17 protein-coding genes are annotated in these 21571 nt (G+C 50.3%); all 17 read right to left on the minus strand.

Annotation, left to right across the window (positions count from 1 at the left end; translation table 11 throughout):
* Positions 1-161: 161 nt before the first annotated feature.
* The 17 genes from B2899_RS16085 to gpr all read right to left on the minus strand — a co-directional run bounded on the left by B2899_RS16085 (position 162) and on the right by gpr (position 21553).
* On the minus strand, positions 162-1433 hold the full coding sequence (locus B2899_RS16085) for a dicarboxylate/amino acid:cation symporter (RefSeq protein WP_146808569.1): 1272 nt from the start codon (positions 1431-1433) through the stop codon (positions 162-164).
* A 129-nt stretch (positions 1434-1562) separates the two neighbouring features.
* Positions 1563-2288, minus strand: a complete 726-nt coding sequence (locus B2899_RS16090) for a response regulator (protein WP_146808570.1) — start codon at positions 2286-2288, stop codon at positions 1563-1565.
* Positions 2272-3891 carry an ATP-binding protein gene (locus tag B2899_RS16095; protein WP_146808571.1) on the minus strand — a complete coding sequence of 540 codons (1620 nt, stop codon included), beginning with the start codon at positions 3889-3891 and terminating at the stop codon, positions 2272-2274. Before B2899_RS16095 ends, B2899_RS16090 begins: the two co-directional genes overlap by 17 nt.
* A 308-nt stretch (positions 3892-4199) precedes the next feature.
* The gene (gene mtaB, locus B2899_RS16100; protein WP_146808572.1) at positions 4200-5540 is read right to left on the minus strand and encodes a tRNA (N(6)-L-threonylcarbamoyladenosine(37)-C(2))-methylthiotransferase MtaB; all 1341 of its coding nucleotides are present in this window, start codon (positions 5538-5540) and stop codon (positions 4200-4202) included.
* 58 nt (positions 5541-5598) lie between these two features.
* Positions 5599-6339, minus strand: coding sequence for a 16S rRNA (uracil(1498)-N(3))-methyltransferase (locus tag B2899_RS16105; RefSeq protein ID WP_286887134.1), 741 nt, complete (start codon positions 6337-6339; stop codon positions 5599-5601).
* 10 nt (positions 6340-6349) lie between these two features.
* Positions 6350-7384, minus strand: coding sequence for a 50S ribosomal protein L11 methyltransferase (gene prmA / locus B2899_RS16110; protein ID WP_146808592.1), 1035 nt, complete (start codon positions 7382-7384; stop codon positions 6350-6352).
* A gap of 42 nt (positions 7385-7426) precedes the next feature.
* The gene (gene dnaJ / locus B2899_RS16115; protein WP_146808574.1) at positions 7427-8545 is read right to left on the minus strand and encodes a molecular chaperone DnaJ; all 1119 of its coding nucleotides are present in this window, start codon (positions 8543-8545) and stop codon (positions 7427-7429) included.
* Positions 8546-8654: 109 nt separating this feature from the next.
* On the minus strand, positions 8655-10496 hold the full coding sequence (gene dnaK, locus B2899_RS16120; protein WP_146808575.1) for a molecular chaperone DnaK: 1842 nt from the start codon (positions 10494-10496) through the stop codon (positions 8655-8657).
* Positions 10497-10737: 241 nt separating this feature from the next.
* Positions 10738-11337 carry a nucleotide exchange factor GrpE gene (gene grpE / locus B2899_RS16125; protein ID WP_170230138.1) on the minus strand — a complete coding sequence of 200 codons (600 nt, stop codon included), beginning with the start codon at positions 11335-11337 and terminating at the stop codon, positions 10738-10740.
* An 11-nt stretch (positions 11338-11348) separates the two neighbouring features.
* Positions 11349-12899, minus strand: a complete 1551-nt coding sequence (locus B2899_RS16130) for a TCP-1/cpn60 chaperonin family protein (RefSeq protein ID WP_286887137.1) — start codon at positions 12897-12899, stop codon at positions 11349-11351.
* A gap of 39 nt (positions 12900-12938) precedes the next feature.
* Positions 12939-13973 (minus strand): heat-inducible transcriptional repressor HrcA, encoded by a 1035-nt coding sequence (gene hrcA / locus B2899_RS16135; protein WP_146808578.1) that lies wholly within the window; start codon positions 13971-13973, stop codon positions 12939-12941.
* Between the two features lie 71 nt (positions 13974-14044).
* A complete protein-coding gene (gene hemW, locus B2899_RS16140) occupies positions 14045-15199 on the minus strand; it encodes a radical SAM family heme chaperone HemW (protein WP_286887139.1) in 1155 nt (384 codons plus the stop codon).
* A 98-nt stretch (positions 15200-15297) separates the two neighbouring features.
* Positions 15298-17112: a translation elongation factor 4 gene (gene lepA, locus B2899_RS16145; protein ID WP_286887141.1), complete on the minus strand. Its 1815-nt coding sequence runs from the start codon at positions 17110-17112 to the stop codon at positions 15298-15300.
* A 67-nt stretch (positions 17113-17179) separates the two neighbouring features.
* Positions 17180-18295, minus strand: a complete 1116-nt coding sequence (locus B2899_RS16150) for a M24 family metallopeptidase (RefSeq protein WP_286887143.1) — start codon at positions 18293-18295, stop codon at positions 17180-17182.
* Between the two features lie 238 nt (positions 18296-18533).
* Positions 18534-18851 (minus strand): DUF3679 domain-containing protein, encoded by a 318-nt coding sequence (locus tag B2899_RS16155; protein WP_146808582.1) that lies wholly within the window; start codon positions 18849-18851, stop codon positions 18534-18536.
* Between the two features lie 15 nt (positions 18852-18866).
* Positions 18867-20054, minus strand: coding sequence for a stage II sporulation protein P (gene spoIIP, locus B2899_RS16160; protein WP_286887146.1), 1188 nt, complete (start codon positions 20052-20054; stop codon positions 18867-18869).
* A gap of 389 nt (positions 20055-20443) precedes the next feature.
* Positions 20444-21553, minus strand: a complete 1110-nt coding sequence (gene gpr, locus B2899_RS16165; RefSeq protein ID WP_286887149.1) for a GPR endopeptidase — start codon at positions 21551-21553, stop codon at positions 20444-20446.
* Positions 21554-21571: the final 18 nt, after the last annotated feature.

Below are 21571 nucleotides of genomic sequence, written 5' to 3' on the forward strand. Positions count from 1 at the left end.
CCTTTTTCTTCCTTAGATCTTTTTTCCTCCCTCTTCTTCTTTCTTCATGATTTTCACAGAAAAAGGCGCAGTATACAGAGAGTTACATCATTTCCCCTATATGCTACGCCTTCCAGTGTTTTATAAAATTTTTTCAACAAGCCAGAAATCGGCTGGATGTTTTATGCTAAATGCTGGCTTCTTGATTGTTCTTCAATACCTGCATTCTGCTCTGCCGTCGGATTAAATTCATTCTCTACTTTGGAGATAACAACAGTAGCTACCCCGTTTCCGATTAGGTTGGTAACGGCACGGGCTTCAGACATAAAGCGGTCTACTCCAAGAAGAAGGGCCATGCCCTCGACCGGAACAGCCGGGAAAACTGCCAATGTTGCAGCTAACGTTACGAAACCGGAACCCGTTACCCCTGCCGCTCCCTTAGAGGTCAGCATAAGAACGCCAAGTAAGGTTAATTGTTCTACAATGCTCAAATCTACACCATACGCTTGTGCAATAAACAGAGCGGCCATAGAGAGATAAATGGACGTACCATCTAAATTAAATGAATACCCTGTCGGGAGCACAAGACCAACTACAGATTTAGAACAGCCATATTTCTCAAGTCGCTCCATCATTTTTGGCAGGGCAGCCTCCGAGGATGAAGTACCAACAACCAGGAAAATCTCATCTTTAATGTATTTGATAAACTTAAAAATATTAAATCCATAGAACCTGGCGATAGCCCCAAGGACAATAACAATGAACAAGAACATCGTAAGGTAAACGGAACCCATCAACTTTCCAAGATAAACCAGCGAACCGACCCCAAATTTACCGATGGTGTACGACATTGCGCCAAAAGCCGCGATCGGAGACACTTTCATAATCATATTAACAATGCCAAAAAATACGTGTGTAAGTTTATCGAAAAACTCAAGAATCGGCTTTCCGCTCTTACCCATTCCCGCCAGTGAGAGACCGAAAAGAACGGCTAAGAATAAAACGGGAAGAAGTTCTCCGTTTGCCAGTGCACCGACAAAATTATCAGGAATAATGGTCATTACAAAATCTATAAACCCGTGACTGGTTTCTTCCGCTTGTTTTGTATATTTAGAAATATCGCCTTTTGCCTGGCTTGCGTCGATACCGTCACCAGCTCTGATAACGTTTGCTACGATAATACCGATGGCCAAAGCAATCGTGGATACGATTTCAAAATACAGAAGTGCTTTACCACCGATACGACCGACTTTCTTCATATCGCCCATACCTGCGATTCCGATAACAATCGTAAGAAAAACAATCGGCGCAATTACCATTTTAATGAGCTTAATAAAAATATCAGGCAATACTTTCAGCTCAGTACCCATAGCCGGGAAAAACATGCCGAACAGGATACCTAAAATGATAGCAAGAATAACCTGTGTAGTTAGATTCTTAAAATTTAATCTCATATTGTGTTCCCCCCTCCAATTCACACTCTTAGAATTTTTCAATTGTTCTCTTTTTCTGATATCTTCATGATAACGATTTCAGAGGGGATAGAGAAGTTTACGTATTTTTAAAACGTTTTGTTCTTTTTGTTAAATATTTTGTTCTTTTTGTCCATCCAACCATGTGTACGTTTTCATTGGTCGGCCTACTGTTCCGTATACCATATACGATTTGGCTTTGCCGACCGACTCAAGGTATTCAAGATAGCGCCGCACAGTGACACGGGACATGCCGATCATCCGCCCGATTTCTTCCGCTGACATCTCCGCGTCCGCTTCGCGGAGGCAATCAGATACCTGCTGCAACGTAAAGGCCTGGATTCCTTTAGGATAGCCCTGCTCTGCCTCTTCTTTTTTGGCAGGTTGTTTTGTACTTGATTTTGTAAATGCGTGAACGTTGTCAAACATAGCCTGTGAGAACACGGCTGATTGACTGTTCTGGAAATGCTCCTTATAGCGCAGCAACGCTTCCTGAATCCGATTAAATTGAAACGGCTTGAAAATATAATCGACCGCACCAAGCCGCATCACGCGCAGTACCGTCTCCCGGTCATTTGCCGCTGTTACTGCAATCACATCAACATCAAACTCCTCCTGCCGAATGGTACGCAGCGTCTCGAGACCTCCCTTGCCGGGCATGTATAAATCGAGAATGACGAGATGCGGGGGGGTCTGGCGAATTTTCTCAATCGCTTCTTCCCCGGTGCGCGCCCACCCTACGACTTTAAATCCTTCCACCCGTTCGATGAAAGAAATATTAATCTCCCGTACCATCGGATCATCTTCCACCAGCAAGACGTTAATCGTTTTGCTCATACTGTGTATCCTCCTTCCGTTCCATCGGCAGCTTCACGCGTATCCATGTTCCGCATCCTACCGCGCTGTCTACTTCGATCTCGCCTCCGCTTCGTTCCACAATCGAAGAAACAAGATACAGACCAATGCCGCGCTCTCCCTTCTGCTTGGTAGAGAAGCCTTTTGCGAAGATTTGCTGCTGTATTTCCTGCGGAATCCCGATCCCGTTGTCTTCCACTTCGATGGTGAGATAGCTTTCATCCTGTACAATCGATACATCAACCCGCTTGTCCCGCTCGCTTACCTCCGCCATTCCCTCAAAGGCATTCTCAATCAAATTGCCAATGATAATAACCAGGTCATGATAGGTCACACCTTCGGGAAACATATTGAATTCGCTGTACGGGTCGATGTGCAGTGCGATACCAAGTTCTTTGGCGCGGCTGATTTTTCCGATGAGCAGTCCGGTTAAATTAATATCCTGAATGCGGGCACTAATATAGTGCGCCACATTTTCTTCTTCTTCATCCAATTGAAAAATATAACGCAGTGCTTCCTGCTCTTTGCCCAGCTGAATGAGCCCGGCAATAGTATGGAGCTTGTTGCTGTGTTCATGATTCTTAGCACGAAGTGCATCTACAAAAGCTTTGACACCTGTAAGTTCTTCGGCTAACCGGGTCACTTCTGTTTTATCCTGGAAAATCGCGAGAGCACCTGCCGTTTTTCCTTTTACCTTAATTGGGACACGATTACTAAGAATAAGCGTATCGCCAATGTAAAATTGCTGGTTATAAATCGGGTAGCCAAGCTCAAGAATCTCCGGCAAACGCGTATCCGGGATGACTTTCCGGATGTTTTCTCCAACCGCATCGCCTTTTACTTTAAGCATTCGCCGCGCCGCTTCGTTGATAACGGTAATCCGCTCATGCTCATCGATTGCGATGATCCCTTCATGGATGGCGTGGAACGCGGAAGTGCGCTCGTCGAGCGTACGGGCCAACTCCTGTGGCTCTAACTGGAATGTCTGCTGCTTAATATGGCTTGCCAGCAAATATGCGCCAAGAATTCCGAAGCAAAGGGTGAGAGAGAAAATCAATGCCATTTCCTTACTCATATCTTCAAGAATGGACAGCAATTGCGGAACAGTGTTGCCAACCATAACTACGCCGACCTGTTGATGCTCTTCATTCATAATAGGGGCATAGGCACGCACGCCTTCGCCAAGATCGCCTTTAACCCGATCAACATAGACATGTTCCGCAAACGCCGGCTTCGCTTCGTTTACGTTAAAATACGTACCGATCCGGCTTTCAATTGGATGAGACATCCGCTTCCCATCCATGTCCACTACCACAATATAATCGGCACCGTAGATGGTGCGAACTTGCTCGATCAGCGGTTGAATTTGCGCGGCACCCAGCGCCATTTCGACCGCCCTTTTCACTTCCGGCATCTGCGCTGTTACTTTGGCCGTAAGAAGCGATCGCTGGGTGACATCTTCGACTTTGACGCTGGCAATTTTACCGATAAGAATGGTGGCATCCATCAGCAGGGTAAACAGAACAATTCCGAAGACAAGCAGAGTAATCTTTCGGCGAATAGGCCAATTATCCAAATGAAGCATACATAACTCCTCAATAATCAGGAAGTAAAGATCATGAAAAAGAGGGGAAGAGGAAATAAGATCCAGGGAAGAAAAAGGCGTTCGCCTTTTTCCTCGTTGGAATCATTTTCTCGGTCTCTTCTCTCTTTTCTTTCGTACCGCAAAAGCCAGTCGTCCTTCCCGTGATTTTTATGTCGGGGTTGCGGCTAAAAAGCCATGATGATTTTCTGTACTAGCTTGTTTAAAATTATACAAAAGAACGGCGAAAAAAAAAGCGAAACTGCGGAAAAACAGTTTCGCTCGGACCTTTGTCATTGCGGCTTTGCCCTTTATGCCTTGAGCGCCTCTTCGCTCAGTACGCGGACAAATGTGCCTTTACAGTATTCAGAACCCGGTTCATCGACACGAACTTTGCAAATCTTACCGACCAACGATTCATTAGCTTGGAAGATGAGCTTCAGGTAGTTGTCGGAATGGCCGACATAAAGCCCGCTCTCCGGCGCCTCCTTATACGGCTCTTCCGGAATGACTTCGAGTACGTCGCCGACGAATTTCCCGGAGTATGCAAGGGCGAGCTTGTTGGACAGCTCAATTAGCTGGTGCACACGACGGTTTTTCACTTCTTCGTCCACCTGATCTTCCATACGTGCGGCAGGTGTACCGCTCCGTTTGGAATAAGGGAAGACATGCAGCTCGGCAAACTTCATCTCTTCGATAAAACGGTAGCCGTTTTCGAACATTTCCTCGGTTTCACCCGGGAAACCAACGATAACGTCTGTCGTAATCGCCACATCTGGCAGTGCTTCATGCAGTTGTTCGATTTTACGGCGGAACTCGTCCGTCGTATATTTACGGCGCATACGTTTTAATACGTTATCATCACCGGCCTGAAGCGGCACATGCAGGTGACGACACATCTTGTCGGATGAATTCAGTACTTCGATGACTTCATCCGTAATCTGGCTGGCTTCAATTGAACTGATACGAATGCGCTTGAGTCCCGGTACCCTGGTATCGAGGTCACGCAGCAGACGCGCCAGATTGTAATCTTCCAGATCTTCTCCGTACCCGCCGGTATGAATGCCGGTCAGGACGATTTCTTTATAGCCGGCGGCCACCAGCTTGTTCGCTTGCTCAATGACGCTTTCCGGTTTGCGGCTGCGCATAAGCCCGCGCGCCCACGGAATAATACAGAACGTACAGAAATTGTTGCAGCCTTCCTGAATCTTCAGCGAGGCACGCGTACGATCGGTAAACTCGGGTACATCCAGCTCTTCGTATTCGCGCGCCTTCATAATATTGGCGACCGCGTTAATCGGTTGACGCTCGCTTACATACTGGTTGACATAGTCAATCAAGTTATCACGACCGGACGTACCAACAACAATGTCGACGCCCGGGATCGCCATGATTTCGTGCGGAGTCGTCTGCGCATAGCAGCCCGTCACCGCCACAACCGCCTCAGGATTGCGACGAATGGCACGGCGGATGACCTGGCGGCTTTTCTTATCGCCTGTATTGGTTACCGTACATGTATTAATAACATAGACGTCCGCTTTTTGTTCAAAATCTATTTTCTCGTACCCGGCCTGTTTGAACAGCTGCCAGATGGCCTCTGTCTCATAATGGTTGACTTTGCAGCCGAGCGTATGAAATGCTACAGTTGGCATATATTATCCAACTCCTTATTATAAAAATTACATTTAGCATAAATCCATCAACTTCTACCTATTCCTGCTGCTCGAACTCGTAAGAAACACAGGACAGCGCGTATAAAGGCGCGGTTTCCGCGCGCAGAATCCGCCGTCCCAGCGATACGCTGCGAAATCCGGCCGCTTCCGCCTCCGCCGCTTCCGTCTCGTCGAAGCCGCCCTCAGGACCGATGACGATTAAAACATTCGATCCGGGTGGCACCTCGGAAAGTGTGCGGCGCAGCGTGGCGGTCTCTTCTTTCTCATATGCAAATAAAGCATAATGGAAACGGGATGCAGTTGCAAGCAACTCGCGCCAGGTCAGCACACTTCCAACCTCGGGCACGCGACTTCTATGCGATTGCTCAGCCGCTTCTTTGGCAATCTTCTGCCACCGCTCCAGCCGCTTTTTTTCCTTTTTGTCATCGAGCTTGACCACCGTGCGCTTCGAAGTGAACACGTAAAAAGAAAAAGCACCGAGCTCAGTGCCTTTTTGAATGACCAACTCCATTTTATCACCCTTAGGTAGGCCCTGGGCAATGGTAACTTGCACCGGAAGTTCGCGATTCGGCAGGCCTTCTTCAAGGATACGTATACGTACGGCGTCTGCTCCAATCTCTTCGATTGCACCGCGCACGTCGCGCCCCCGTCCGTTACAGCAGATGAGTTCATCGCCGACGCGCGAACGCATGACCCGGACAATATGATTCACATCATCCCCCGTAATCGTTACATACCCTTCTTCCATTTGCTCCGGGTCTACAAAATATCGCTGCATTCTATCTCCCTCACTCTGATTTTCGTTCCGCCACGATACATACCCAGCCCGATTCGATCTGGCTGCGCTCGCGGATGCTCGGCGGGGCCACCGTGTCAGTGTCCGTATAACGGGAGCCGTCTTCTTTCTCATACATGTCATGCATGTAATATGAGTCTTTGATACGAAAACCGGCTTGCTCCATGGCTCTTTTTACTTCTTCCTCTTTCCGGGTGATAATCCCTGAGGTAATGAACAGGCCGCCCGGCTTCAATACCTTGGCCGCATCATCAACAAACCGAATGATGACTTCAGCCAGAATATTGGCCACCACGATATCAAACGGACCTTTGATGCCTTTCAGCAAATCGTTCTGCGCCACCGTTACCCTGTCTATCGCCCCGTTCAACTCTACATTTGTCTGTGCAGAACGAACAGCCACTTCATCAAGATCAAGCGCATGCACCGCCGCCGCACCGAGCTTGGCGGCGGCAATGCTGAGCACACCGGTTCCGCAGCCGACGTCAATCACACGTTCCCCGCCTTCGATACTATCGTCCAGCGCACGTATGCACATCACCGTCGTCGGATGCGTTCCTGTTCCGAACGCCATGCCCGGATCAAGTTCGATGATAAGTTCGTTCTCTTTCTTAGGCGTATAGTTTTCCCAGGTAGGAGTGATGGTAATGCGCTCGGATACTTCAACCGGCTTATAGTATTTCTTCCAGGCATTCGCCCACTCTTCTTCCTGCACTTCCGCAAGCGTGACCGTGCCCGGACCCGCTTCAATGCCGTACGAGGAAAGACTGTGAACCGCCTGTTTAATCTCCTCTACCGTACGTTCCAAATGGCCGCCTGCGAGAAGATAGGCTTTGACGATGACGCCTTCGGACGGATAATCGTTTGCCGACAATTCGTAGATTTCTCCGAATTGGTCCTGCCAGTCCCGTCTCAGCACTTCCGAATCTTCAATAACGACACCGCTGGCACCTGCTTCCTGCAAAATATTCGAAACCGCCTCAATTGCCTCCTGCGTCGTATGGACGCTGATTTCAGACCAATTCATCGCCTCGATCCCATCCTCTCGTTTGCTGTTCAAATAAGTCGTCTATCCTTCTCCGCGCAGTACTTTTTTCATTTTATCGAAGAAAGACGTCTCGCCGTCCTCATGTGTCTCTTCACCGCTGAGATCGGCAAATTCGCGCAGTAATTCTTTCTGTCTATCCGTCAGTTTGGTTGGCGTAACCACCACAACTTTGACATGCTGGTCCCCTCTGCCGGAACGGTTCAAATACGGAACGCCATGGCCGCGCAGGCGAAATTTTGTTCCGGTCTGTGTACCGGCCGGCACCTTTAATTTCACCTTGCCGTCGAGCGTCGGCACTTCAATCTCGGCGCCAAGTGTCGCCTGGGTAAATGTAATCGGAACCTTGCAGAAAATGTCGTTGTCTTCACGCTCGAAGAATTCGTGCGGCTTCACCCGGAATACGACATACAGATCACCCGGAGGCCCTCCGTTTATACCCAATTCCCCTTCGCCAGTGATGCGCATTCTTGCGCCGTCGTCCACCCCGGCCGGAATTTTAATACGGATTTTGCGGCGCACTTTTTCTCTTCCACTGCCGTGACACTTGCTGCATTTGACGGAGACAAATTTACCGCTTCCTTTACAGGTCGGACAGATACGCCGGTTTACGACACGGCCGAATGGCGTATTCTGAACCACTTCCTGCTGGCCTGACCCGCCGCAAGTATGACATGTTTCGACTTTGCTGCCCGGCTCTGCTCCGGAACCGTCACATTTGGAACAGGTCGCTTCCTTCGGAATTTCGATATCCATTTCTTTTCCGAAGACCGCTTCTTTAAATTCGATCTGCATTGTGTACTGCAAATCATCGCCCTGGCGCGGCGCATTCGGATTGCGTCGGCCGCCGCCAAAGAACATGTCGAAAATATCACCGAAGCCGCCGAAATCGCCGCCCCCGCCGAAATCGAAGCCGCCCTGCTGCGCACCCGCATGGCCGAAACGGTCATAGTTCGCACGCTTCTGCGAATCGCTCAGCACGTCATACGCTTCTTTGACTTCTTTGAATTTCTGTTCCGCATCCGGTTCTTTGTTGACATCCGGATGGTACTTGCGCGCCAGTTTACGGTACGCTTTCCTTATCTCATCCTCCGAGGCGGACCTCTCTACGCCCAGCACCTCGTAGTAATCGCGTTTGCTCATGCTCTTCACTCCCGCCCTGCTTTACTCATAAAACTCATCATATCAGGTTGCGAAAAAAAGTCAAAGCCAAGTTACCCCTGACTTTGACTTTTTTCACTTGCGTTTCGCGTTATTTCTTCTCGTCTTCGTCTACGACCGTGTAGTCTGCATCAACGACATTGTCGTCCTCTTTCTTCTGCCCGGCAGCACCTTCCGCCCCTTGAGCCGCCTGTGCCTGCTGTGCGGCTTGCTCGTACAGTTTTATAGACAACTGCTGAACTACTTCTTGCAATTCGTTTTTCGCCGTGCGGATGGCTTCAATATCGGAGCCTTCAAGTGCGGTTTTCAGCTTATCTTTCGCTGCGTTCGCTTTGTCAATCTCCGCTTGATCGACTTTGTCGCCGAGGTCTTTGAGCGTTTTCTCCGTTGCGAAAATCAGTTGGTCCGCTTCGTTGCGCAGCTCCACCTGCTCTTTGCGCTTCTTGTCGGATTCCGCGTTTTCTTCCGCTTCGCGTACCATACGCTCAATCTCTTCGTCGCTTAAACCGGAAGAAGATGTAATGGTGATTTGCTGCTGTTTGCCTGTGCCGAGATCTTTCGCCGATACGTTTACGATACCGTTCGCATCAATATCGAATGTTACTTCGATTTGCGGAACGCCGCGCGGTGCCGGCGGAATATCGGTCAGTTGGAAACGGCCCAGTGTTTTGTTGTCGCTCGCCATCGGACGCTCACCCTGCAGCACGTGGATATCCACCGCCGTTTGGTTGTCAGCCGCTGTAGAGAATATTTGAGACTTGCTGGTCGGAATCGTAGTGTTGCGATCGATGAGCTTCGTCATTACACCGCCCATTGTTTCGATACCGAGAGACAGCGGTGTTACGTCAAGCAGAACGACGTCTTTTACGTCGCCTGTCAGTACGCCCGCCTGAACAGCGGCACCGAGTGCGACGACTTCATCCGGATTTACACCTTTGTACGGCTCTTTGCCTATGAATTTCTTAATCGCTTCTTGAACGGCAGGAATACGAGTGGAGCCGCCGACAAGGATAACTTTATCGATTTGCGAAGGCTCAAGGCCCGCATCTGCCAGTGCCTGGCGAGTCGGTCCCATTGTACGCTCAACAAGTCCTGCGCTCAGCTCTTCGAATTTTGCACGGCTCAGGTTGACTTCTAAGTGCTTCGGACCTGTTGCATCCGCCGTGATGAACGGAAGCGAAATGGTTGTAGTCAATACGCCGGAGAGGTCTTTCTTCGCTTTTTCTGCCGCGTCTTTTAAGCGCTGCATTGCCATACGGTCAACGGACAGGTCGATACCGTTCTCTTTTTTGAACTCGGCTACGAGATAGTCGATGATGACCTGGTCGAAGTCGTCACCGCCCAGTTGATTGTCCCCGCTGGTCGCTTTTACTTCGAAGAAACCATCGCCCAGCTCAAGGATAGATACGTCGAACGTACCGCCGCCAAGGTCGTATACCAGGATGGTTTGATCTTCTTCTTTTTCCATACCGTACGCAAGGGAGGCCGCCGTCGGCTCGTTGACGATACGAAGCACTTCAAGACCTGCGATTTTACCTGCGTCTTTTGTGGCCTGGCGCTGGCTGTCATTGAAGTAAGCCGGAACTGTAATAACGGCCTGTGTTACCGGTTCACCAAGGTATGCTTCTGCGTCTGATTTCAGCTTCTGCAGAATCATTGCGGATACTTCCTGCGGCGTATATTCTTTGCCTTCCAGCGTTACTTTGTGGTTTGTGCCCATGTAACGTTTAATGGAGATGACAGTGTTATCAGGGTTTGTAATCGCCTGGCGTTTCGCCGCTTCACCAACAATGCGCTCGCCGTTTTTGAACGCTACAACGGACGGAGTGGTACGGTTGCCTTCCGGATTCGGAATAACGACCGGCTCGCCGCCTTCCATAACTGCAACGCAAGAGTTTGTGGTACCTAAGTCAATCCCGATTACTTTAGCCATTATATGTTGACCAACCTTTCTAAGTGTATTTAAAGTAGTTGCCGCAATGTTTTTCTCCGCATTTTTGCTTCCCTTTCTCCTTCTGTGCAGAACTCTACACTGGGGGGAAGGAACGGTGTGCACAAAAATGGGAGAAAAACATTTGCTCAATCAAATTTAATAGCTTACATGCGGTTAGATACAGAAAAGCTCTACATGCATGTTTATTGCACCTTTTGCGTATATCTTCCTTCCCGCTCAGTTAGGAGCTTACCTTTACCATAGAAGGGCGGATGACGCGGTCTTTCAGCTTATAGCCCTTCTGGAATTCTTCAATAATGATGCCGGATTCGTATTCGCTGCTGTCTTCCTGCATCACCGCCTGGTGCATATTCGGGTCGAACGGCTCGCCGACACCCGGCACCGTCGTAACGCCCTCCTGCTCGAGTACCTGCTGCAGTTGACGGAATACCATATCGATGCCCTGCTTCAGCGTTTCTACATCCGCAGCGTCCTGGCTTGCCGCGATGGCGCGCTCGAAGTTGTCGACGACAGGCAGCAGCGCCTCGATCGCACGCTGTGAGGAATACTTGAGCATTTGCTCCTTTTCCTTATTGACACGCGTGCGGAAATTCTGCAAATCAGCCTGTGCGCGCAAATATTTATTATTTAATTCTTCCTTCTCCGCTTTCAACTGCTCAATCTGCGCAAGCAGTTCCTGCTCGCGTGTCAACTCGGACACTTCGCTTGCCTCTTCCTGCTTATCCTCTTCAGGCTGGACGGCTTCTGCTGCTTCCTTCGTTTCTTCCTGTTCCGTTATTTCCTCCGCCGTCTCGGCGTCCTTCTTCTTTTCCTCTGACACAGTACTTCCCCCTATTCGTCTGATAGTGTGGTCGGAGATTTCCTGCGGATGACCGTATGTATGCGCAAAATCGCGCGGCTCACCTCGCCGGCCGTCTGCAGGGCATGCAGCTTGACCAGCGCCGGATCCACCACTCCGCTGGTCAGCATATCAGCACACTGCCCGGTATCGAAATTAAGACCAGTACTTGATACGCCGGCTTCAGCCTGCGCCGCTTTCACCTGCTCAATCTTCTCAAGCGGATTGAAACCTGCATTGCGCATCATCTGAATCAGCGGTGTACGGAGCGCCGCCGCGACCGCTTCAACCCCGAAGCCTTCCATTCCTTTGACTGACTGGCGCCACACTTCCAGGTGGCGAGACAAAAATAATTCGATGCTCCCTCCGCCGGGCAAATATCCTCCGCGAAGCGCCGCCTGTACAGCCGCTGCGGCATCCTTTGCAATTCGTTCCCGCTCCCCGACAACCTCGCCGGTTGAAGCTCCGATAATCATGGTAGCGGTAGGTACTCCCCTGCCCCCCATGATTCGCACCTGACCGAGCGACTCGTCGAATTCCAGCCGCTCCGCAAACCCTAACGAGCGTGAGAGTTCCTTTATGTCTTTATTCAGTGCGCTCCGCTTCAACGAACGGGCCCCGGTGTATCGCGCTGCCCGCACCCGCTCCGACTGGAACACGCGATGCAGCACAAGAATGCCGTGGTCAAGACAGAATTCTTCCGCCATGCTATCACAGCTTCGGTCGAGGATAACCGCGCCCACTTCCAGCATCCGAAGTTTCTCCAGGTTGCGCCGATACTCTTCTTTCAGCTGTAGGTATCGTTGAAATCCGATTTCCGTGCCCAGCGCTTCATCATCCATCTCTTCCGGAGCAAGTGCATCGTTCAACACAAGCAGACGTACGTTCTCCATATGCTTCGGCATCTCGCGGGACAGCGGGCGCTGATTAATAATCACACCGTCCAGCACTTCATTCTCCGCGCTTTCGCGTGCGGTAATCAAATCGCTGAAAGAGAAGTCAGGCTCCAGCATCTTCTCCCGTCCAAGCAGTTTGGCTCCTTCGATAACCAATCGGGCGATGTCCTCCTGCTCCCTTCCCGCAATGTATGCAATATGAAACAGACGTTCATCATCGAATGTATGAATCGGCAGTGCCGCCTCCTTGAGGCGGGCGACTGCCTCGCCAATCCCCTGCTCGATGCCGGCGATGACCTTGGCCACCGGAACCCCCTTCTGCACCTGGGCTACACCCTCGGTAACAAGAGCAGCGGCCAACAATGTAGCGGTCGTTGTCCCATCCCCAACCTCGCGCTGCTGCGAACGGGCAAGACCGATCATCAACCGGGCAGCCGGGTGCTTCACTTCCATCTCTTCGAGAATCGTAACGCCGTCATTCGTAATAATAACGCCGCCCTGTTCGTCTACAAGCATCGTATCAAGTCCTTTGGGACCAATGGTTCCCTCGACCGATGCGGCAACCGCCTGTACCGCACGCATGTTATGAAGCAGAGTGGATAGCCGTTCGTCCCCTGAGCCGTCACGCTCTGTCGGATGTGAACCCATAAGCATCCCCTTTTATCCACATAATGATCCGACGCGGGTTTAAGCGCCGGATTTATAAAATCTCTCAAATGCTTCCGACAAATTGTCAGAAAGCTCGTTCAGAATCGCCATGACCCGGGCATATTCCATGCGTGTCGGCCCTAAGATACCGATCGTGCCGACCGGTTGGCCGTCCAGGTGGTATGTGGCGGTAATGATGCTACAGCCGCTGACCGCCTGTTCTTTATTCTCGGTACCGATTCGCACCTGGAGTCCGCTCTGCTGTGAATCAAACAGCCGCACTACCATTTCATTCTGCTCAAAAAGTGTCAAAATATCCCTGACTTTATCTACATCACGAAATTCAGGCTGCATCATAATGTTGGTCGTACCTTTGAGCACAATATGATCATCCGGCTCATGCGTCAGCGTCTCTTCAAGCAGTTCCACAAACTGTTCATACTGCTGAATATAGCGGCCAAGCTCCTTCGCCACTTCCGTATGCAGGCGCTGTCTCAGTTCTGCCATAGGTACGCCGGTAAGCTTGGCGTTTAGCAGATTTACCACCCGCTCCACTTCCTGGATTTCCATTCCTTCCGGCAAAGAGATCGTTTTGTTCTCTACCTTGCCCGTATCCGTTACAAGAATGAATACGGCCGACTGTGAAGATAGCGGGATCATCTGCAACGCTTTTAAACGAGTCGTTTTTATATCGTGCCCAAGTATGATGGACGTGTAATTGGTTAAGCCAGAGAGAATCGAAGCTGCCTGGTTCATCACCTGCTCGAATTCGTAAAAACGCTCGGCAAAAACCCGGCGGATATACGCGGCGTCTTCCACCCGCATAAACGGCATGCGAACAAGCTGGTCCACGTAAAAACGGTATCCTTTATTAGAAGGAATACGGCCTGCCGACGTATGCGGCTGTTCAAGATATCCAAGCTCCTCCAAATCCGCCATCTCATTGCGGATGGTGGCAGAACTGTAGCCGATATCTTCCCGCTTCGAAAGTGTACGCGATCCAACCGGCTCGGCGGAACGAATGTAATTGTCTATGATAGCACTTAAAATTAATTGCTGGCGTTCCGTAAGCATGCTGCCCCTCCTTTGTTAGCACTCCCAAAGAGCGAGTGCTAAAGAGCTTACTTCAAAAATACCAAAGGAGATTAAACTTTGTCAACTAGCCCCAGAAATCTTGCGAATACCTCATTTCCGAGCGGGATTCCGCGTTTGGTAAGATGAATGCGATCTTCGCTCCAGGCAAGCAAGCCAAGGCCCGTCAGCTCATCGATGACCGGACCGAACTGCTCCTTAAGCGTCGTTTTGTACCGCCGTTCAAACTCGCTTTCGGAAACTCCTCGCATCATTCTCAGTCCCATAATCATATGGTCTTCCATTGCCTCCACCGGACTGACTTCGAATTGCTCGACACGGGGCAACCCTTTTTCCTGTACAAGCTGCATATACTGCGCAAGCGGACCGGCGTTCACATGCCGTGTTCCATTTACGTATCCATGTGCACCCGCACCGATGCCGTAATAGTATTCATTGCGCCAGTATGTCATATTGTGGCGGCTCTCCCAGCCCGGACGGGCAAAGTTGCTAATCTCATATTGACGATACCCACGACGTTCCATTTGCTCCATAAGCCGCTCATACATCGCCACTTCTTCGTCTTCGGTCGGCAGTGGAAGCTGATCCTTTTCATATAATGTATGAAAGAGCGTATTCTCTTCCACTTTCAAACTGTATGAAGAAAAATGGGGCAAGTCGAGCGCAAAAGCTTTATCCAGTGTTTCTTGAAACAACTTCTCCGTCTGATCCGGCAGACCGAACATCAAATCGATCGAGATGTTAACAAACCCGGCTTCTTTTGCATTCGTCAGACTGCGCAGCACCTGCTCACTGTCATGAATGCGTCCAATTCGCTTAAGCAATTCGTCATTGAACGACTGTACGCCGAAGCTAATCCGGTTAACGCCGCCTTCTCTCATCACTTTCAGTTTCTCCATGTCTGTCGTACCGGGATTGGCTTCCATCGTAAATTCAATGTCTTTGCTTCTATTCGAAAAATGCCGCGCCACCGTTTCCAGGAAATACGCCATCTGCTTGGCATCAAGGAATGTTGGTGTGCCTCCGCCGACAAAGATGGTCTTAATTTCTTGCGGCGGAACGTGCCGAACTGTTTCTGCCATTTCTCTATCAAGCGCGTCCAGATAGTCCCATACCAACCGCGGATTCTTCGTTACATACGAATTGAAATCACAGTAGTAGCATTTATTTGTACAAAACGGAATGTGAATGTACACGGCCTGTGTCATACCGCATCACCTGCAATCTATAGTTAATATAAAAGAGCGGAAATAAAAAGGCCTTCTCTCCCTCTTATTCTCCGCTCCTCGCTATGCTTTCGCACTGCTTAATTATCGTTCATCTTGAGTACCGCCATAAACGCTTCCTGCGGCACTTCTACGCTCCCGACGGCCTTCATGCGCTTCTTCCCTTCCTTCTGCTTCTCAAGCAGTTTACGTTTACGGGAAATGTCACCGCCGTAGCATTTGGCAAGCACATTCTTGCGCATCGCCTTAATTGTTTCGCGGGCGATGATTTTATGTCCGATGGCTGCCTGTATCGGCACTTCGAACATCTGGCGCGGGATCAGCTCTTTTAGCTTCTCGCACAGAACACGGCCGCGCTGATACGCCGTGTCACGGTGTACGATAAAGGACAGGGCGTCCACCACTTCGCCGTTGAGCAAAATGTCCATCTTAACCAGCCTGGATTTCTTATAGCCGACCAGTTCGTAGTCAAATGATGCGTAGCCTTTCGTACTTGATTTCAACTGATCAAAGAACTCAAAAACAATCTCAGCGAGCGGCATCTCATACACGATCTGCACGCGCGTCTCATCAATGTACTGCATATCAATGAATTCGCCGCGTTTACGCTGGCACAAATCCATGATCGCGCCGACGAAGTCTTTCGGCACCATAATTGATGCTTTTACGTACGGTTCTTCGATAAAATCGATTTTTTGCTGCTCCGGCATGTTGGACGGGTTTTCAATCGCGATTTTTTCGCCGTCCGTTTTCGTTACGTGATAGATTACGCTCGGTGCCGTCGTAATAAGCGGGATATCGAATTCCCGTTCAATTCGCTCCTGGATAATTTCCATATGAAGCATCCCCAAGAAACCGCAGCGGAAACCAAAACCGAGCGCCTGTGATGTCTCCGGCTCGAACTGCAGGGATGCGTCATTAAGCTGCAGCTTCTCCAGCGCTTCCCGCAGGTCGTTGTAATCTGCACTGTCGACCGGATACATTCCGCTGAATACCATCGGGTTTACTTTGCGGTAACCCGGCAGCGGTTCGCTTGCCGGATTGTCCGCCAGCGTAATCGTATCACCGACACGGGTATCGCGCACTGTCTTGATGCTGGCGGCGATGAATCCTACGTCCCCTACAGTCAGCTCGTCTACCTGTTTCGGGAATGGTGCGTGTGTGCCGACTTCGGTGACTTCGAATACCGAACCGGTCGCCATCATTTTAATCTTCGAACCTTTTTTCACCGTGCCGTCTACAATCCGCACATACGCGATAACGCCACGGTACGGGTCGTATAGCGAATCGAAAATGAGTGCTTTCAGCGGCGCATCCGGGTCACCGGTCGGTGCAGGCACCTTTGCTACGACCTGCTCAAGAATTTCTTCAATCCCGATGCCGGCTTTTGCAGACGCAAGCACAGCCTCGCTGGCGTCAAGCCCGATCACATCTTCAACTTCCTGCTTGACGCGCTCCGGCTCTGCGCTCGGCAGGTCAATTTTATTGATAACCGGAAGAATCTCCAGGTCGTTGTCGAGCGCCAGGTACACATTTGCCAGTGTCTGCGCTTCGATGCCCTGCGCCGCGTCCACGACCAGCAGCGCGCCTTCACAGGCGGCCAGACTGCGCGACACTTCATATGTGAAGTCGACGTGTCCCGGCGTATCAATCAGGTGAAGAATGTATTCTTCGCCGTCTTTCGCTTTATATTTCAACTGCACGGCATTCAGCTTAATCGTAATGCCGCGCTCCCTTTCCAAATCCATCTGATCGAGAAACTGGTCCTCCCGCTCCCGATCGCTCAGTGCACCCGTAAATTCAAGGATTCGGTCGGCCAGCGTCGATTTACCGTGGTCAATGTGAGCGATAATGGAGAAGTTCCGGATTTTCTCCTGTCTTTGTCTACGATCCATACAATACCTCCCACGAGGAAAAAATGCACTAATGCCTATTATATCAGGCATTAGTGCCAACAGCAATTCAAATCTCAAGGCGGGTGAGCGCTTTAGGGAACGAAGTTAAAAGCCCTGCCCCGCTCTCCGTCACATAGACATCATCTTCAATCCGGACGCCGCCCACACCCGGCACGTAAATGCCCGGCTCAATCGTAAACACCATGCCCGCTTCCATTGCTTCTTCATTTGCGCCATGAACCGATGGAGACTCGTGTACTTCCATGCCAAGACCATGACCGGTACGATGGGTGAAATAGCGGCCATAGCCCGCATCTTCGATAACGCTCCGTGCTGCCCGATCGACGTCAGCCAGTGGGCGGCCGATTTCGACGGCACGAATGGCTGCTTCCTCCGCCGCAAGCACAGTGTTATAGATTTTTTCCATCTCTGCTAAAGGTTCGCCCACTACGAACGTCCGGGTAATATCCGAGCAGTATCCGTCTTTAAACACGCCCAGATCAAACAGCAAGAATGCCCCTTCCTGCACTTTTGTTGCGCCCGGTACACCGTGTGGTAACGCCGAATTAGCTCCGGCTAATACCATCGTATTGAACGAAGGACGATCCGCTCCTTTTTTCTTCATGATATATTCAAGCTCAGCCACGAGCTCTAATTCTGTCACACCCGCTTTCACCCGCTTTAGCCCTTCCGCCAGCACATCTTCCACCAGGACAGCGGCCGCTTTGAGTTTTGCGATTTCTTCAGGTGTTTTTCGGTTTCGCATCCGTGATACCAAACCTCCTATATCCGTGAAAGTAAGTCCTTCGAATACGGCCCCCAGGCGCTCGGCGTGCCCCAGCTTCATATATTCCTTTTCGACCGCCAGGCGGCGAACCGTACTCAAACCACCGTTTTGTTTCACTTTATCATATGGATCATCCGTATCCTGCACGCCCAGGATTTCATGAATTGACGAACCTGCACCTCCAAGTTCGCTTTCCGCTTTTTCCTTTTCCAGCGATGGCACAAACAATACCGCACCGTCTTCCCGCAGCAGCAAACCCAGGAACCGCTCATGCGGATCGCAGGCGAATCCCGTCAAATACGCCACTGATAACGGCGACGTAATCAGCGCAGCCTCAGCATCCAACTGTTCCAGTTCTTTACGCACTTTATTTATCCGTTCCGTATATACCGTCATGTCCGTTTCCTCCTCTTATTGGATAAAAACAAGGGTTAAGAAATTAGAAGTTTAGATATAGAAAGAAAAAAACGCCACATTCCTACCTATCCCTTCAGTATTCAAGCATATCATAAAAAACCTCATAACTTTTCAACCGCCAATCACGTAGTTAGAACGGCTAAAATGTTATGAGGGCAATAAAAGTATATAAAGATCCCTTTTTCTTTTCCCTTAAATCTAACCTCTAATTTCCTCGCTATAATTTATCCATAAGCCATTCCATCATGTTTCTTGTGGTCGTTACCACCCAGGTCCGAATGCGGTTGCCCGTGTGGCTAATCCAGCTCTCGCCCACCATTCTTGCTTCGGACAGCGCCGGTTCCGATACGACCTGTTTGCCCAGCACTTCCACCTCGATGCTGCCGTTCTCCACCTTTTTGATATAAAATCCTTTTACCGGTTGATCAGAGGCTCCCTCAATGCGCTGGATGCCTTTCTCCGCCAGATTAATGCCGCATAAGATGCCCACAAATAAAACCCCGACAAGCAAAAAGAATTTGGCGGCCAGCTTCACCGTATTCCCTCCCGCTTACGACCGTTTCGGCTTCGTTTTCGCGTCAACCTTTTCCGCTTCCCAATACACTTCAGCAATCGCTTCCGCCAGCACATCCGCTGTCCGGTAGCATTCCTCTATCGTGTTGTCGACGCCGCCCACCTCAATTAGAATGGCATTCGGGGAAACGGACTGATTATACTCACCATTCCCACCTTTTTTGCCAAATATACCTTTGGACAGGCCGGGGTACTTCTTTTCAACGGCGTTGTGCACTTTAAGGGCAAACTGTTGATTCTTTTCCCAATTTTTGTTGCGCATTCCGATAACGAAGTGAATCTGCGCGTACGATTTGCCGTCCAGCGTAACGGTTGTGGATTTGCGCCTGAGCGAGTCACGGTGAATATCGATGAAGTAATTTAAATCCCGATTTTGCGCCATAACCGCTTTGACCGCTTTCAGCGATTCGGCATAAGAGAGCGCGTATGCTGCCCCCCGGTTGATCAGCCGCCCGGTAAAGTCGGTCGTGCCAACGGACGAGCCGATGCCGTTCTTCTCAAGAGATTGCGAAAGGCGTTTGCTGACAAGGGTGATGTTTGTTTCAGAATCCATCGCTAGATCAGGATTGTTTTTGGCACGCGCCTCCGGAACGGCATGCACCCAGGATTCTCTGTTGTGAGTGTTGTAGATGAAAAAGACTTTTTTGCCATTTGTGGACAGCACTTCTTGTTCCATCGGCTTTTCTGTCTCCGCCTGTGCAGGGGCAGCTTTTTCCGTGTCCCCCTCTTTTTTGAGCGCTTCCGGCGGCGGAGAAGATTCAAACGGCAGCTCGCTCAGCGCCAGTTCTTTACCGGATACGAGCACCTCAGTATCAAACAGACTAAATCCCGGAAGTTCATTGCCCAAAAAGCTGCGTGGATCTTTGGGATTGATGCTGGTAATAAGCCGAAACGCCAGAGAAGATACATCGATGTTTCCTTCATTTTTTTGCACGGCTTCAAAATACGGAATTTCATATGACATCGTATGGAGCAGGACGCCGCTCGACATCGCTACCGTCATCTTGCCCACCTGCTGCGAAGACAACCCCCGTCCCGCCTGCGAAGCGAACAGGATGCCTGCCAATACGAAAATAACCGCTGTGCCCAGCGAAAGGATGACAAAGCTTTTCTGCATGCCTGCTCCATTCAGATTAACGACAAAACCGCGACTTTTTCGGTACATGTTCTGCTCTCCTTTCCCGCTGCCCGGATGGTTTGTCCATCGTCTGTGTCACTGATTTCTACTAATCTATGAATCTGCAGCAGGAAGTAGAACGCAATTATAGGAAGAGGGCGCGAAATGACAGTTGTATACCCGAGGTGCTTTCCATTTTGCGCAAAGAAGATTGAGTCAAGTAACTACATGAGTTTGAACAAAAAAGCCGCATCGCCGATTTTTTCTTTTCTACCTGGTGCGAAGAAGAGAGAACGGAGAAAGAATCGCCATTGTCTCCATCTTCGGTCGGCTCAGATGTTTGGCGATTCCCGTTCGAACTTCATCGCACGGACAGTGCATCTTCCTTGCTGAAAAGAAACTGTGCGGCGCGCGGCTTGTTTGTTCATATCATATTTCTAATGAGTATAGGCAGACACGTTCTCCATGTCGATAGCTCCGTGAAGAGCGGCGTTGAGTCCGCTGGCGATGATATTGGCAATGTCTTCAACGTAGTCATCCACCTCTTTCGGTGTGACGATAAGGTTGTGACCGAGCGGAGCCAGCACTTCATGAATCAACTGCCGCTTCTCTTCCTCTGCAAGCTCGCCGATCATGCCAAGAATCGCCTTTTGCTCCGCTTCATTCGGCATATCTTCCTCCGTATACCGTTCAACCTTGCCGGGGAAGGTAAAGCCGCCGGGCACAAGCCTACCTGCCGGCTTCGGATTTTTTGCCTCTTTCACCTGACGACCGAGATGGGCGAGTATATACGTAATCGCATCATGGACAATCGTTGCGGCATCGACTACTGTCGGCACGCCTACCGCGATAACCGGAATACCAAGCGTTTCTTTCGTAAGCGGCTTTCGCTTATTTCCTACACCGGAGCCAGGGCTAATACCCGCATCGGAAATCTGGACGGTCGTATTCACCCGCTCAAGCGCACGGGATGCGAGCGCATCAATCGCAATGACAAAATCCGGCCGGGTCTTCTCAATAATACCGTACACAATCTCGCTTGTTTCAATGCCGGTAATTCCGAGTACACCGGGAGAAACGGCACTAACCGAACGGTACCCTTCTTCCACCTGCTCAGGCATAAGCTCGAACAAGTGCCGGGTCACCAGTACGTTCTCTACCACCATCGGACCAACTGCATCCGGTGTTACATTCCAGTTGCCCAGGCCGACAATTAATGCACTATCTCCCTCCTGAATCCCGATATCCTTTAGGAACGCATGAAACTCACGGGCAAACCGGGTTGCCACCCGGTCCTGCAGCTCAGAATCCTGATTGCGCAGGCCCGGCACTTCCAACGTAACGTAGCGCCCCGGCATTTTACCGATTCGCTCGCCCCCCTCCATCGTCTCGATGACCATTTTCGAAACGGTAATTCCGTTCTCTTCTTCGCTGTGAAAACGAACGCCGGGAATCTCTTCGGAGCGTTCTCGTGACGCCATCTCGCGTGCTTCAAGCGCCAGGTCTGTCCGCACTGCATATACGCTTAAATCCAGCTGCTTGTCCATACACATCACCTCATTTTT

Source organism: Aneurinibacillus sp. UBA3580 (genome assembly GCF_002375825.1).
Classification (GTDB): domain Bacteria; phylum Bacillota; class Bacilli; order Aneurinibacillales; family Aneurinibacillaceae; genus Aneurinibacillus; species Aneurinibacillus danicus.